Genomic DNA, 14,442 nt, shown 5'->3' on the forward strand with positions numbered 1-14,442 from the left:
TTCATCCAACCCCGGGTTGCATCCCCTGTTCAAGATCAGAAAGTAAGAAAGGCAAGGCGACATGACTTCCAGCAACAACTCTTCGTTCAGCACCTGCGACCTGTGCGACGAGCACAAGGGCGATGAAACGGGCTCGTTCCGTGTGTTGCCTCCGATTTTCCAGAGTTACGGTGCCCGGGAGGCATTCTCCGGCCCGGTGGCCACGGTGAAATGCTTTGAGGACAACTCGGCCGTGAAGGCTGCGGTCGAGACACCCGGCCAGGGCAGGGTGCTGGTGGTGGACGGCGGCGGGTCGGTGCGCCGCGCGCTGGTCGGCGGCAACGTCGCGGCCACGGCAGCGCGCAACGGTTGGGCCGGCATCGTCGTGTTCGGAGCCGTACGCGATGTTGCCGAGTTGCGGGAAACACCCATGGGCATTCGTGCCCTGGCCCTGATTCCATTGCCCACCGAAAAACGCGGAGAGGGTCAGAGCGAGGTCGCCGTGCTGATCTCCGGCATCTGGGTGCGCCCCGGCGATTGGCTGTATGCGGACGCCGATGGCATGGTGGTGGGCGCGTCCCGCCTACAAGAGTAAGAGCGGCGTGTGCCGATGAGCCATCAATGGCTACCCTCGCCCGGGATGCGTTTGGGTTGAGCGGGGGCGCCGCGCGAGGGCAGGGTGGCCAGGACCACGCTGGCCAATGCGATGCCAAAGGCCACAAGCTGCATGCCCGTGAAGCTTTCTCCTAGCACCAGCACGCCGAACAGCGCAGCGCTGACGGGCAGCAAGACGGTGAAGACGCCACCCTGGGCTGCTGGAACCACTTTCAGCCCCGTCATCCACAGCCATACGGACCACATGCACGCGGCCAGGGCATAGAACAGGAGCAGCAGCCAGATGGTGCCCGGCACGGCGGCAAAGTCGAAACGGGTAGCGTAGTGGAGGCCGAATGGCGTCGCCAGCGCGAAGCCCCACAGGTTGATGAGTGATGTGATGCGCTTGGGACCCAGCGCGCCCGTCAGCTTCTTGCCGATCACCGAATACGCGGCCTCGCAGAGGGAGGCCGCCACCAGCAGCGCGTAGCCGATCCATTCCAGGTGACCGGCACCGCGGGCTCCCGAGGAGCCGGCGGCTGCGCCATCGAGCTCCGGGTGCTGCACCTTGGCGATCGAGAAAAGTGCTATTCCTAGCACCGCGCACACCACGGCCACCCAGGTTCGCGTCGCGATGTGCTCGCGCAGGAACACCCAGCTCATCACAGCGACACAGGCCGGAATGGAGGCCATGATCACACCGGCCGAGGTGGCGCTGGTGAGGCTCACGCCCGAGATCATGCAGATGGTGAACAGAAAATTGCCAAAGAAGGACTGCAGGAACAGCAGTGCCCGTGTCTGGCGCGTCATCGGCGGCTCCTCGGGGCCTTTCCTCAGCCAGTGCGGCATCGCCACCACGCCGATGCCGAAGCGCAGCCATGCCAGCAGGAAGACGGGAAAGGTGGCGGCCAGGGGCTTGGACAGCGCCACATAGCTGCCCACGAGCGTCATGCTCAAGGCCAGGCACGCATAGGCGATGGGGCGGGAAATCATGGAGGGAAAAGCGGTCGGGGGAGGGGAAGAGGGCGATCCTGCGGACGCGTGCCGCGCATCATGCCTGAAAGCGCGGAGCGGAAGGGTGTCCGCTGGCCTGCAATGGTGTCTTCATTTCGTCTGGTTTTTTGCAGTGTGAAATCAATAATTCACATCATGGAATTATGAATTGCTGCGGCGCCGCATTTTTTCTCAATACAAGAAATGTAATTTTTCATTGTGGAATGAAGTTGGTAAGTTGTTGATTTTAAATGATTAAAAATATGTCTTATATAAGACATAAGATTGATTCCAACTCTTATACAAGACTTAAAGTTGTCTCCAACGGCAGAGCAAAAGACACACGATGCAATGCCTAGGGTTTCAGCCAACTTTTCCTCTTGAATCTGGAGAATCACATGTCCAAACTGACCAACCAACTCAGCCGCGAACAGCAAATTGCCGCCCTGGAAAAAGACTGGGCCCAGAACCCTCGCTGGAAGGGTGTGAAGCGCAACTACTCTGCAGCTGACGTGGTGCGTCTGCGTGGCAGCCTGCAGCCCGAGAACACGCTGGCTCAGCGTGGCGCGGAAGTGCTGTGGGACAAGATCAATGGCGGCGCGAAGAAGGGCTATGTGAATGCATTCGGTGCAATCTCCGCTGGCCAGGCCATGCAGCAGGCCAAGGCAGGCCTGGAAGCCGTCTACCTGTCGGGCTGGCAGGTCGCCGCCGATGGCAACACGTCGGAAACCATGTACCCCGACCAGTCGCTGTATGCGTATGACTCGGTGCCGACCATGGTTCGCCGCATCAACAACACCTTCAAGCGTGCCGACGAAATCCAGTGGGGCCGTGGCATCAATCCCGGCGACAAGGAATTCATCGACTACTTCCTGCCCATCGTGGCTGACGCGGAAGCCGGCTTCGGCGGCGTGCTGAACGCGTTCGAACTGATGAAGAACATGATCTCCGCAGGCGCTGCCGGCGTGCATTTCGAAGACCAGCTGGCTGCCGTGAAGAAGTGCGGCCACATGGGCGGTAAGGTGCTGGTGCCCACGCAGGAAGCCTGCGAGAAACTGACAGCCGCGCGCTTTGCAGCCGACGTGATGGGCGTGTCCACCATCGTCCTGGCCCGCACCGACGCAGAAGCCGCCAACCTGATCACCAGCGACCACGATGCGAACGACAAGCCGTTCCTGACCGGCGAGCGTACACAGGAAGGTTTCTACCGTGTTCGCAACGGCCTGGAGCAAGCCATCAGCCGCGGCGTTGCCTACGCTCCCTACGCCGACCTGGTGTGGTGCGAAACCGGCACGCCCGACCTGGGCTTTGCCCGCGAATTCGCACAGGCCGTGCACGCCGCATGCCCGGGCAAGCTGCTGTCGTACAACTGCTCGCCTTCCTTCAACTGGAAGAAGAACCTGGACGACGCGACCATCGCCAAGTTCCAGGACGAGCTGTCCGCGCTGGGCTACAAGTTCCAGTTCATCACGCTGGCCGGCATCCACAGCAACTGGTACAACACCTTCAAGTTCGCCCACGCCTATGCTCGCGGCGAAGGCATGAAGCACTACGTTGAAATGGTGCAGGAACCGGAATTCGCCGCACGCGAACAAGGCTACACCTTCGTGTCGCACCAGCAGGAAGTGGGCGCGGGTTACTTCGACGACGTGACCACGGTGATCCAGGGCGGCTCTTCCAGCGTGAAGGCGCTGACCGGTTCGACCGAAGAAGAGCAGTTCCACTGATCCCATACCGGGTGGCGGTTCCGCGGGGTGGTTCCCGGGGTGAGCGGGGCTGCCCATCCGGCCGGTTTCAAAAAGGAACTCGAGGAGAGAAGCCCACGGCGCGTGCCGTGGGTTTTTTCGTTGTGGTTTTGCTTTTTGGGGCGGAGGGCACTCCCGGCCTCCACCCTCAAACAACAAAGCAAAACCCCCATCGCCCAACAGTCGGAACTCAACGCAAAAGACCAAAAGAAAACCCCATGTTCATGCCCGTGTCACGCAGCATTTCTATGCTGCCCGACGCCCGGAATCCCGGCGCTCCACGGAAGAAAAATGAACACACAACGCAAGATCCAACTGAGCGGTCTCGGACTTTTGTCGATGGCTGCCATGGCAACACTCCACGGCTGCGGTGGCTCGGATGGCGATGCCGCCACCCAATCTGCCCATATCCAGTCGGCCTATGTCACGATCGGAACCAAGAACGAAGCCATTGCGCGCGTCATCACCAGCTACGTGCCTGAGGCATCGGCCGGTGCGCAAGCAGCCTGCCCGTTGATTACCGTCGATGGCACTCCAAGCCGCATGGCGCTGCGCACGGCGCCCGGCAGTCCCGCGCAGCGCCAGACGGCGAGTGATCCCAAAGACTCCAAGCCCTCGGTGTTTCCGGTCTCGGTGTGCGAGCAGACCTTGCCCGCAGGCGCGAAGTCGGTTTCCGTGGCCGACCTGGCGTTGCCGCTGCCGAAGGCGGAAGCCAAGCGCATCATCGTGCTGGGCGACAGCGGCTGCCGCCTGAAGAAGGCCGACAACGCATGGCAGGCGTGCACGGATTCGACCGCCTGGCCATTCGAGAAGGTGGCCAGTACTGCGGCGGCGCTCAAGCCCGATCTGGTGATGCATGTGGGCGACTACCACTATCGCGAGAACGCCTGCCCGTCCGATGTGGCCGGCTGCAAGGACAGCCCGTGGGGTTACGGCTGGGACACATGGCAGGCCGACCTGTTCAAGCCGGCCGCCACGCTGCTGGCTGCCGCGCCCTGGGTCATGGTGCGCGGCAACCATGAGGAGTGCGCACGTGCGGGGCAGGGCTGGTTCCGTTTCCTCGATCCCCAGCCATTCAGTGCGGCTCGATCCTGCGATCTGGCCACGAACGATGCGACCGCGAACTACAGCGACCCGTACGCGGTCAAGCTGGGTGGCGGTTCGCAGGTGATCGTGTTCGATTCGGCCAAGAACGGCAAGACGGCGCTCAAGCCCGAGGACTCGCAACTGGCGCTCTACCAGAAGCAGTTCCGGCAGGTGGCCGACCTCGCGGCGCGCTCGGGGATGAAGGACAACATCTTCATCAACCATCATCCGATCCTGGCGTTCGCGCCGATCGCGGGCGCCAAGCCTGCGCAGGCGAATCCGTTCATGCAGTCGATCATGACGGGGCTGTATGCGCAGGCCTACTACCCGCCCGGTGTGAATCTCGCGCTGCATGGCCATGTGCACGATTTCCAGGCCATCAGTTTCAAGACGGGGCAGACCGCCACCATCGTGAGCGGCACGGCCGGCGACAACCTCGACGTGGCGCTGCCCGATCCGCTGTCTCCCGAGAGCGTTCCGGCTCCGGGCACGGTCATCGACCATATTTCCCACCATGCGAGCTTCGGCTTTCTGCTGATGGAGCGCCGCGCCGCACCTGCCACCGGCTGGAGCTTCAAGGCCTATACGGCGGACGGCAAGGTACTCGCGACCTGCCTGCAGGAAGGCTATGCGCTGCAGTGCGACAAGGAAGGCTTTCTGACGCCATGAGTTGGGTTTGCTCACCTGCGGGTGCCCTTCTTCTGGGATTGGGCGCCTTCATGGGCGCAATGGGTGGTGGCGCGCTTGCAGACACGGTTCCTGCGGCACAGGTCTTCATTGCGCCCGGCGCACAGATGCGTGTCGTCAAGTTGATCGCCGCCACTCCGCAACTGGCTGGCCGGTACGACCCCGCCGCCGCTCGCTTTGCGCCTGATCCTGCGCTGGTGGAGCTGGGGCGCCAGCTGTTCCATGACGAGCGCCTGTCGCAGCCAGGCGGCACATCCTGCGCCAGTTGCCATGATCCGGCGCGCGCCTTCGGTCCGGATCTGAGGCGCGGCCTGCGGGGCAGGGAGGCCAGCCCCGGCACCGCGAGGGGAAGCAGGGCCGGGCATTTCGGCCTGCGTGCGGCTCCATCGCTGCTGTATGTGCGCTATGTCCCCAGGCGCTACTTCTACGAGGATGACGACGCGCTGCAGCCATCTTTCTTCGGCGGGCTGATGGCGGATGCCAGTGCCGATACGCTGGCGGAACAGGTGCGTGCGCCGTTGTTGCATCCCGATGAGATGAACAACGGTACGCCGGCCAGCCTGCTGCGTCATCTGAAGCAGGGCGGTGTCGTGCGCATGCTCGAACCGCAGTTCGGCAGCCGTGTGGGGCGCGATCCCGAGGTACTGCTGGCCGCGCTGGGAAATGCGCTGCAAGCCTATCTGCAGTCGGATGAGCTGGCGCCGTTTTCCTCGCGATTCGACGGCTTTCTGCGCGGCAAGGTTCGCCTCTCCGATGCGGAACTGCGGGGGCTCGCGATCTTCAGGAATCCGGACAAGGGCAATTGCGCTTCATGCCATACGGTCAACGAGACGGCAGCGCGTCCGGAGCGTTCGCTGTTCACCGACTTCGGCTACGAGGCCCTGGCGGCACCGCGAAACAGGTTGCTGGCGGCCAATCGCAATCCGCGCCACTTCGATGAAGGCCTGTGCGCTACCGCAAGGCGACTGAAATGGCCCGAGCCCGAGCAGTGGTGTGGCTATGTACGCACGCCCTCGCTGCGCAATACGGCCATCCGCCAGAGCTTCATGCACAACGGCTCCATCGGCAGCCTGCGCGAGGTGGTCGAGTTCTACAACACGCGCGGAACGGATCCCGTGCGCTGGTTCGGAAAGAGCGGGGCGTTCGACGATGTTGCGCCAAGCTATCACGAGAATGTGAACGTCAATTCGCCGCCGCTCAATCGCAAACCGGGCATGCCGGTGGCGCTCTCGGACGTGGAAACAGATGATCTCGTCGCATTCTTGCGGTCGTTGACGGATGAACGCTATGTGGCGCTCATGCCGCCCGACGGGCGCAGGTAGGTTGCGAAGGTTGTGATGGCGTCAGCGCCGCCAGCCGCCACCATGCTGCTGCCAGCCGCGCGGGCCGCGGTCCCAGCGCCGGGGCTCCCAGTGGTAGCCCGGGCGTGGGCGCTCGTAGCGGCCTGGAACCCAGGCATGGCGATGCCCGGTCCAGTTCCAGTAGCCGCCGATCCAGAGGGCGCCCGGATACGGTGCCACCGGGACGGTCTCGACGTAGGGGGCGGGTGGCGCGATAGGGGCGTATACGGGTGCGTAGGCCTGCGTATCCGGCACGTTGCTGTAAGGGTCGCTGTAGTAGGGCTGGCCCACGGGCGCGACCACGCAGCCTGTCAGTGCGAGGGCGGACAGGGCGGCTCCTGCAAGCCAGGGGCGGAAGCTGGGGCGCATGGTGATGAGGCGCATGGTCGAATCCTCTGAGCCCGCATGAAAGAGCGGGTCTGTGACCATTCAACGGCGAAGGAAGGTGGGTGGTTGTCAGCCATTGCCTTTGCTAGCAAAGCTTTACCTGCGGTTCACAAGCCTCCGGATGTAAACGGCAATGTGGTTTCTTGTGGTTTCAAGAGGCAGATCGGATGCAATCCGTGCAAATCCTGCCGTCCGAGTTAAAATGCCGGAAGACTCGCCGCCAGCGCGTGCTGGCACCGGCAAGTGTCGGTGGAACGCATGCCTGTCGCATGCAGGTCAATGGCGAAAAACATCGGACATACAGGGACGAAAGGCTCTTCAGGTTATGACACCGCGAACGCAACGCTGCACGGGAGTTGTCCCGCTCGCCTGAGGTGCTGGTTCGCGCACCCTCGGGGTGCGGCCACATTCGAAAATCCCTGATTCCCCCCAGTTTGCGCGGCCAGTCCGCGCATTTTGTTTTCTACGGACGCGTCCCACGACGCGAGATTGAAAGACATGGTTCAAATCACTCTTCCTGATGGTTCGCAGCGCCAGTATCCCGGCCCGGTGACGGTGGCCGAAGTGGCTCAGTCGATTGGCTCGGGGCTTGCCAAGGCAGCGCTCGGCGGCAAGGTGGATGGCAAGGCGGTCGATACCAGCTTCTCTATCGATCACGACGCAGCACTCGCCATCATCACGGCCAAGGATGCAGAGGGTCTGGACCTGATCCGCCACTCCACCGCGCACTTGCTGGCTTATGCGGTCAAGGAACTGTTTCCGGACGCGCAGGTCACCATCGGCCCGGTGATCGAAAACGGCTTCTACTACGACTTCAGCTACAAGCGCCCCTTCACGCCCGAAGATCTGGCCGCCATCGAGAAGAAGATGACGGAGCTGGCCAACAAGGACGAGCAGGTCACGCGCCGCGTGCTGCCGCGCGATGAGGCAGTGGCGTATTTCAAGAGCCTGGGCGAGAACTACAAGGCGGAGATCATTGCCAGCATCCCGACCAACGAGGATGTGAGCCTGTACCGTGAAGGCAGCTTCGAGGACCTGTGCCGCGGCCCCCACGTGCCCAGCACCGGCAAGCTCAAGCACTTCAAGCTCATGAAGGTGGCGGGCGCCTACTGGCGTGGCGACCATCGCAACGAGATGCTGCAGCGCATCTATGGCACGGCCTGGGCGACCAAGGATGAGCTGAGCGGCTATCTGCACATGCTGGAAGAAGCCGAGAAGCGCGACCACCGCAAGCTCGGCCGCGAACTCGACCTGTTCCATATCGACGAGCATGCACCCGGCACCGTGTTCTGGCACCCCAAGGGCTGGACCGTGTGGCAGGAGGTGGAGCAGTACATGCGCCGCGTCTATCGCGACAACGGCTACCAGGAGGTCAAGGCGCCGCAGCTGCTGGACAAGTCGCTGTGGGAGAAGACCGGCCACTGGGACAAGTACCGCGAGAACATGTTCACGACCGAGTCGGAAAAGCGCGAGTACGCGCTCAAGCCGATGAACTGCCCGGGCCACATCCTGATCTTCAAGCAGGGCATCAAGAGCTATCGCGACCTGCCGCTGCGCTTCGGCGAATTCGGCAATTGCCACCGCAACGAGCCTACCGGCAGCCTCCACGGCATCATGCGGGTGCGCGGCTTCACGCAGGACGATGGCCACATCTTCTGCATGCCCGACCAGATCCAGGCCGAAGTGACAGCCTTCACCTCGCTGCTGCAGAAGGTCTACAAGGATTTCGGCTTCACCGAGATCCTGTACCGCCTCTCCACCCGCCCTGAAAAGCGCATCGGTACCGAGGAGAGCTGGGACAAGGCTGAAGCCGCGCTGGCCGACGGCCTGCGCGCATCAGGCTGCGAGTTCGAGTATCTGCCGGGCGAGGGCGCGTTCTACGGCCCGAAGATCGAGTACACCCTCAAGGATGCGCTTGGCCGCGAGTGGCAGTGCGGCACCATCCAGGTCGATCCGAACCTGCCCGAGCGCCTGGACGCCGAGTTCGTGGGTGAGGATGGCGAGCGCCACCGCCCGATCATGCTGCACCGCGCGATCGTGGGCAGCCTGGAGCGTTTCATCGGTATCCTGATCGAGCAGCACGCCGGCGCGCTGCCCGTCTGGCTGGCTCCGGTACAGGTCGCTGTGCTCAATATCACGGACTCTCAGGCCGATTATTGTCGCGAAATTGCTGCAAAGCTTCAAAAAGCATTGCCGAATCAAGACCTTAGGGTGGTGACGGATCTGCGCAACGAGAAGATTACGTATAAAATACGCGAGCACGCCATGCAGAAGCTGCCTTATATCCTCGTCGCGGGCGACAAGGAGAAGGCGGCGGGAGCTGTGGCGGTTCGCGCCCGGGGTAACAAAGACCTCGGTGTGATGTCGGTCGATGCGTTTGTCGACCTGATCGCGCAGGACATCGCTTCCAAGGCTTGATCTTTCTCTTGAAAATGCTTTGGCGCGCACCATGTGCGTATGTGCCACGTTGTTGTGGCGTTTTATTTGAAGGTGAGAACCATCGCTACCGAATTTCGTGATCGTCGTCAGCGCGAGGAGCGCAAGCACCGCCTGAACCGTGAAATCACAGCGCCAGAAGTGCGTCTTTCTGGTCCTGACAATGAGCCCATCGGCATCGTGCCGATTCAGCAAGCGTTGGCCATGGCCGGCGACCTGGATGTTGACCTGGTTGAGATTGCAGCCACGGCCAACCCGCCGGTCTGCCGCCTGATGGACTACGGCAAGTTCAAGTACCAGGAACAGAAGAAGGCTGCTGAGGCCAAGGCCAAGCAGACGGTCATCGAGATCAAGGAAGTCAAATTCCGCCCCGGTACCGACGATGGCGACTACAACATCAAGGTGCGCAACATCCGCCGCTTCCTGGCGGATGGCGACAAGGTGAAGGTCACGCTGCGATTCCGTGGTCGTGAAATCACCCACCAGGATCTGGGTCTGGCGTTGCTGAATCGTCTGCGTGACGAGCTGGCAGACATCATCCAGGTCGAGCAGTTTCCCAAGCTGGAAGGCCGCCAGATGATCATGATGATCGCTCCGGCCCGCAAGAAACCGGTGGGCAAGGGTGCCGAAGGCACCCCGGCAGCCGGACAAACAGCTTAAAATTTGCGGTTGGGCATCGGGCGACCGGTGTCCTGCCTCAAAGGCGGTGCGCGAGTACCGTCGCGCGGAAGGGCTCACACCCGACCGTTCAAGAAGTGTCTCGGGGCCTACAAGGTTGCGCAATGGTGCGCAAACGCCTCACGAGCACAACTAACAGGAGCATTCACATGCCCAAAATGAAAACCAAGAGCAGCGCGAAGAAGCGTTTTCGCGTTCGTCCAGGTGGCACCGTCAAGCGCGGTCAAGCCTTCAAGCGTCACATCCTGACCAAGAAGACCACCAAGAACAAGCGCCATCTGCGTGGTGCAACTGCCGTGCACGAGACCAACATGGGCTCGATCGCGCAAATGTTGCCCTCCATGGGCCTGTAATTCACTGACGAACAAGGAGAAAACACATGCCTCGCGTCAAACGTGGTGTAACGGCTCGCGCCCGCCATAAAAAAGTTCTGGCCCTCTCCAAGGGCTTCCGCGGTCGTCGCGGTAACGTCTTCCGCGTCGCCAAGCAGGCGGTGATGAAGGCTGGGCAATATGCCTACCGTGACCGCCGTACCAAGAAGCGCGTGTTCCGCCAACTGTGGATCGCCCGTATCAACGCCGCTGCACGCGAACTGGGTCTGACATACAGCCAATTCGCCAACGGCCTGAAGAAGGCATCCATCGAGATCGACCGCAAGATGCTGGCCGATATCGCGGTGCACGACAAGGCTGCCTTTGGCAGCATCGTGGAACAAGTCAAGGCCAAGCTGGCTGCTTAAGTTCCGCGATAGACAGGAGGTGCTGCAAGGCACATCCCGTCTGCGCACAAACAGCAAGGGCTAGGGCTTGTAAAGGCACTAGCCCTTGTTCATTTTGAAAATCGAATTGCAGAGCACCGGGTAGCGTCCTGACCCTTGCGCACTCCATCCGGCATCCTGTCGAGTGTGCAAGGATCAGAACACTAGGTGATTGAAAAGAAGTCGATATGAACGAGTTGGATTCTCTGGTCGAAAGCGCGCAGCAGTTGTTCGCGCAGGCAAACACCCCGAACGATCTGGAAAACGCCAAGGCGCAGTTTCTGGGCAAGTCGGGCAAGGTGACCGAGCTCATGAAGGGCATGGCCCAGCTTTCCGTCGAAGAGAAGAAATCGCGCGGCGCGGCCATCAACCTTGCCAAGCAGGCGATCGAGGCGGCACTCACCGCGCGCCGCCAGGCCCTGGCAGATGCAGAGCTTGAGGCCCACCTGAAGGCTGAAGTACTCGATGTGACACTGCCGGGCCGCCGCCGCGGCACGGGTGGTTTGCATCCGGTCTCGATCACCATGGAGCGCATCGAAGGTATTTTCGGCTCCATGGGCTTCGAGGTGGCCGAAGGCCCAGAAATCGAATCCGACTGGTTCAACTTTACCGCGCTCAACACGCCGGAAGACCATCCCGCGCGCTCCATGCACGACACCTTCTACGTCGAAGGCGGCACGGCCCATGCCCCCAACCTGCTGCGCACGCACACGAGCCCCATGCAGGTGCGCCATGCCGTGCAGCACGTCAAGAAGTACCGCAACCTGATCGATGCCGGTCAGACCATGCCCGAGATCCGCGTGATCGCGCCGGGCCGCACCTACCGCGTGGACAGCGACGCCACGCACTCGCCCATGTTTCACCAGTGCGAAGGCCTGTGGATCGGCGAGAACGTGAGCTTCAAGGACCTGAAGGTCGTGTTCACCGATTTCTGCAAGACTTTCTTCGAGCAGGATGACCTGGTGCTGCGGTTCCGCCCGAGCTTCTTCCCGTTCACCGAGCCCAGCGCGGAGATCGACATCCAGTTCCAGCACGGCCCGCTGGCCGGCCGCTGGCTTGAGGTGTCCGGCGCGGGCCAGGTGCACCCGAACGTGGTGCGCAACATGGGCCTTGATCCCGAAAAGTACATCGGCTTCGCTTTCGGCATGGGGCCTGACCGCCTGACGATGCTGCGCTACGGCGTGAACGACCTGCGCCTGTTCTTCGACGGCGACATCCGTTTCCTGTCGCAGTTCCAGTAAGCGTCCGTATAGCCCATCAACCGAGAAGACCCGTTCAGAGCAACAACCACAAGCACGGGTCGACAACGCCAGAGAGTTTCCCAAAATGCAATTCCCAGAATCCTGGTTGCGCGAGTTCTGCAACCCCCAGCTCACCACCCAGCAGCTCGCCGATACGCTGACCATGGCCGGTCTCGAGGTCGAGGAACTGGAGCCGGTGGCGCCTCCATTCACCGGCATCGTCGTCGGTGAGATCAAGGAAGCGGTGCAACATCCCGATGCTGATCGCCTGCGCGTGTGCAAGGTGGACGTGGGCGGGGCCGAACTGCTGAACATCGTCTGCGGTGCTCCGAATGCACGCGTCGGCATCAAGGTGCCCTGCGCGACGGTCGGCGCAGAACTGCCGCCGGGCGAAGATGGCAAGCCCTTCAAGATCAAGGTGGGCAAGCTGCGCGGCGTTGAAAGCTACGGCATGCTGTGCTCGGCCAAGGAACTCAAGATCGCCGATGACCACGGCGGCCTGCTCGAGCTGCCGCTCGATGCGCCGCTCGGCCAGAACATCCGCGAGTACCTGAATCTCGACGACACGCTGTTCACGCTCAAGCTCACGCCCAACCTGGCGCACAACCTGTCGGTCTATGGCATTGCGCGCGAGGTGTCTGCGCTGACAGGTGCACCACTCAAGGTGTTGAACTTCCCCGCTGCCACAGTCGGCACGCAGGACAAGCTGCCTGTGAAGATCGAGGCGAGCGACCTGTGCGGCCGCTTCTCGGGCCGCATTGTGCGCAACGTGAACACCAGGGCGCAAACGCCGCAGTGGATGGTTGACCGTCTCGCGCGTTGCGGTCAGCGCAGCGTGTCCCCGCTGGTCGACATCTCGAACTACGTGATGTTCGAGCTGGGCCGTCCCTCGCACATCTTCGATCTCGACAAGATCCACGGTGGCCTGAATGTGCGCTGGGGCAAGGTGGGCGAACAGCTCAAGCTGCTGAACGGCAACACCATCACCATCGACGACTTCCTGAAGGTTGGCGTGATCGCCGACGACAAGGAAATCGAATCGCTCGCCGGCATCATGGGTGGTGACGCCACGGCGGTGTCCGACGACACGAAGAACATCTACATCGAGGCCGCCTTCTGGTGGCCCAAGGCTGTGGCAGGGCGCTCGCGCCACTTCAATTTCTCGACCGATGCGGGTCACCGCTTCGAACGCGGTGTCGACCCCGAGCACACCGTCGAGCACATCGAGCGCATCACGCAGTTGGTGCAGGAAATCTGCGGAACGCCCGAGACGATCTGCGGTGCCATGGATGACCAGCAGCCCAACATGCCTGCACCCAAGCAGGTCTCGCTGCGCGTGGCACGTGCGGCCAAGGTCATCGGCATGCCGCTCACGCAGCAACAATGCCATGACGCGCTGGTCGGACTCGGACTGCCGACCGAGCAGGGCGATGGCGTGCTCACCGTCACGGCGCCGTCGTTCCGCTTCGACATCAATATCGAGGAAGACCTGATCGAAGAGGTCGCCCGCATGATCGGCTATGAGAACCTGCCGACCACCAAGCCGCTCGCGCCGATCAGCCCCAAGCTGCGTGCCGAAAACCGCCGAGGCCAATACGATGTGCGCCATCTGCTGGCGGGCCAGGGTTATCAGGAAACCATCAACTTCAGCTTTGTTGAGGAAAAGTGGGAGAACGAGCTGGCCGGCAACGCCCATCCGATCAAGTTGCTGAATCCCATTGCCAGCCATCTGAGCGTGATGCGCTCGTCGCTCATCGGCTCGCTCTTGCAGGTCCTCAAGTTCAACGTGGACCGCAAGGCCAGCCGCGTGCGCGTGTTCGAACTTGGCCGCGTGTTCCTGCGCGACGAAACCATCGAGGAGAGTGACACCACGGTCAAGGGCTTCCGTCAGCCGATGCGTGTGGCGGGCCTGGCCTATGGTCCGGCAAATCAGCTGCAATGGGGCGCAAGCGATGCCAAGGTCGATTTCTTCGACGTGAAGGGCGATGTGGAAGCGCTGCTCGCACCGATGAAGGTTGTTTTCGAGACGGCAGAGCACCCCGCGATGCACCCGGGCCGATGCACCCGCGTCTTGCTGGATGGCCGTGAAATCGGCTTCGTCGGCGAACTGCACCCCAAGTGGCGTCAGGGCTGGGACCTGGCCCACGCGCCCATCGTGTTCGAGCTGGATCTTGACGCCGTTCTTGTACGCGACGTCCCCGTTTTCCAGTCTGTGTCCAAGCAGCAGGCCGTGGAGCGTGACATCGCCGTGGTGGTCGCGGAGAATGTGGCCCATGCCGCCGTGATGAATGCCATCCAGGCAGGTGCCCCCAAGGGCCTGCTGCGTTCCGCCGTATTGTTCGATGTGTTCCGTCCGAAGGCAGGTTCCGCGGGCGGGTTGGCCGAGGGCGAGAAGAGCCTGGCCATCCGCCTCACACTGGGTTCGGACCATGCTGCGCTGGCCGATGCCGACATCGAGTCGGCCGTGCAGGCCATCATCCAGACCCTGGCAGGTACAACGGGAGCAAGGTTGCGATGAT

The 14,442-nt window shown here is 62.1% G+C and carries 12 protein-coding genes; 10 read left to right on the forward strand and 2 right to left on the reverse strand.

The window, feature by feature from the left end:
• Positions 1-61 precede the first annotated feature (61 nt).
• On the forward strand, positions 62-574 hold the full coding sequence (rraA, locus tag H9K76_RS07615) for a ribonuclease E activity regulator RraA (protein ID WP_187599259.1): 513 nt from the start codon (positions 62-64) through the stop codon (positions 572-574).
• Positions 575-597: 23 nt separating this feature from the next.
• Here rraA and H9K76_RS07620 read toward each other — a convergent pair whose 3' ends face one another.
• Entirely contained in the window at positions 598-1,566 is a 969-nt protein-coding gene (locus H9K76_RS07620; protein WP_187599261.1) for a DMT family transporter, read from the reverse strand.
• Positions 1,567-1,964: 398 nt separating this feature from the next.
• Here H9K76_RS07620 and aceA point away from each other — a divergent pair, with 398 nt between their 5' ends.
• From aceA to H9K76_RS07635, 3 genes are all read left to right on the forward strand, one after another.
• Complete coding sequence (aceA, locus tag H9K76_RS07625) at positions 1,965-3,293, forward strand: isocitrate lyase (protein ID WP_187599263.1); 1,329 nt, start codon at positions 1,965-1,967, stop codon at positions 3,291-3,293.
• A gap of 309 nt (positions 3,294-3,602) precedes the next feature.
• Positions 3,603-5,066 (forward strand): metallophosphoesterase family protein, encoded by a 1,464-nt coding sequence (locus H9K76_RS07630; RefSeq protein WP_187599264.1) that lies wholly within the window; start codon positions 3,603-3,605, stop codon positions 5,064-5,066.
• 50 nt (positions 5,067-5,116) lie between these two features.
• On the forward strand, positions 5,117-6,406 hold the full coding sequence (locus H9K76_RS07635) for a cytochrome-c peroxidase (RefSeq protein WP_246475377.1): 1,290 nt from the start codon (positions 5,117-5,119) through the stop codon (positions 6,404-6,406).
• 21 nt (positions 6,407-6,427) lie between these two features.
• Here the strand turns inward: H9K76_RS07635 and H9K76_RS07640 are convergent, their stop codons facing one another.
• Positions 6,428-6,808, reverse strand: coding sequence for a YXWGXW repeat-containing protein (locus H9K76_RS07640; protein ID WP_187599268.1), 381 nt, complete (start codon positions 6,806-6,808; stop codon positions 6,428-6,430).
• A 501-nt stretch (positions 6,809-7,309) separates the two neighbouring features.
• On the opposite strand from H9K76_RS07640, the gene thrS reads away from it, so the two are divergent.
• The 6 genes from thrS to pheT all read left to right on the forward strand — a co-directional run bounded on the left by thrS (position 7,310) and on the right by pheT (position 14,441).
• A complete protein-coding gene (thrS, locus tag H9K76_RS07645) occupies positions 7,310-9,229 on the forward strand; it encodes a threonine--tRNA ligase (protein WP_187599270.1) in 1,920 nt (639 codons plus the stop codon).
• Between the two features lie 72 nt (positions 9,230-9,301).
• Entirely contained in the window at positions 9,302-9,907 is a 606-nt protein-coding gene (gene infC, locus H9K76_RS07650; protein ID WP_187600514.1) for a translation initiation factor IF-3, read from the forward strand.
• A gap of 167 nt (positions 9,908-10,074) precedes the next feature.
• Positions 10,075-10,278, forward strand: coding sequence for a 50S ribosomal protein L35 (rpmI, locus tag H9K76_RS07655; RefSeq protein WP_187599272.1), 204 nt, complete (start codon positions 10,075-10,077; stop codon positions 10,276-10,278).
• A gap of 26 nt (positions 10,279-10,304) precedes the next feature.
• Entirely contained in the window at positions 10,305-10,664 is a 360-nt protein-coding gene (rplT, locus tag H9K76_RS07660; protein ID WP_166066674.1) for a 50S ribosomal protein L20, read from the forward strand.
• 206 nt (positions 10,665-10,870) lie between these two features.
• Positions 10,871-11,923 carry a phenylalanine--tRNA ligase subunit alpha gene (gene pheS, locus H9K76_RS07665; protein WP_187599274.1) on the forward strand — a complete coding sequence of 351 codons (1,053 nt, stop codon included), beginning with the start codon at positions 10,871-10,873 and terminating at the stop codon, positions 11,921-11,923.
• A gap of 85 nt (positions 11,924-12,008) precedes the next feature.
• Entirely contained in the window at positions 12,009-14,441 is a 2,433-nt protein-coding gene (gene pheT, locus H9K76_RS07670) for a phenylalanine--tRNA ligase subunit beta (protein ID WP_187599276.1), read from the forward strand.
• Position 14,442 lies beyond the last annotated feature (1 nt).

Source organism: Diaphorobacter ruginosibacter (assembly GCF_014395975.1).
GTDB lineage: Bacteria > Pseudomonadota > Gammaproteobacteria > Burkholderiales > Burkholderiaceae_C > Diaphorobacter_A > Diaphorobacter_A ruginosibacter.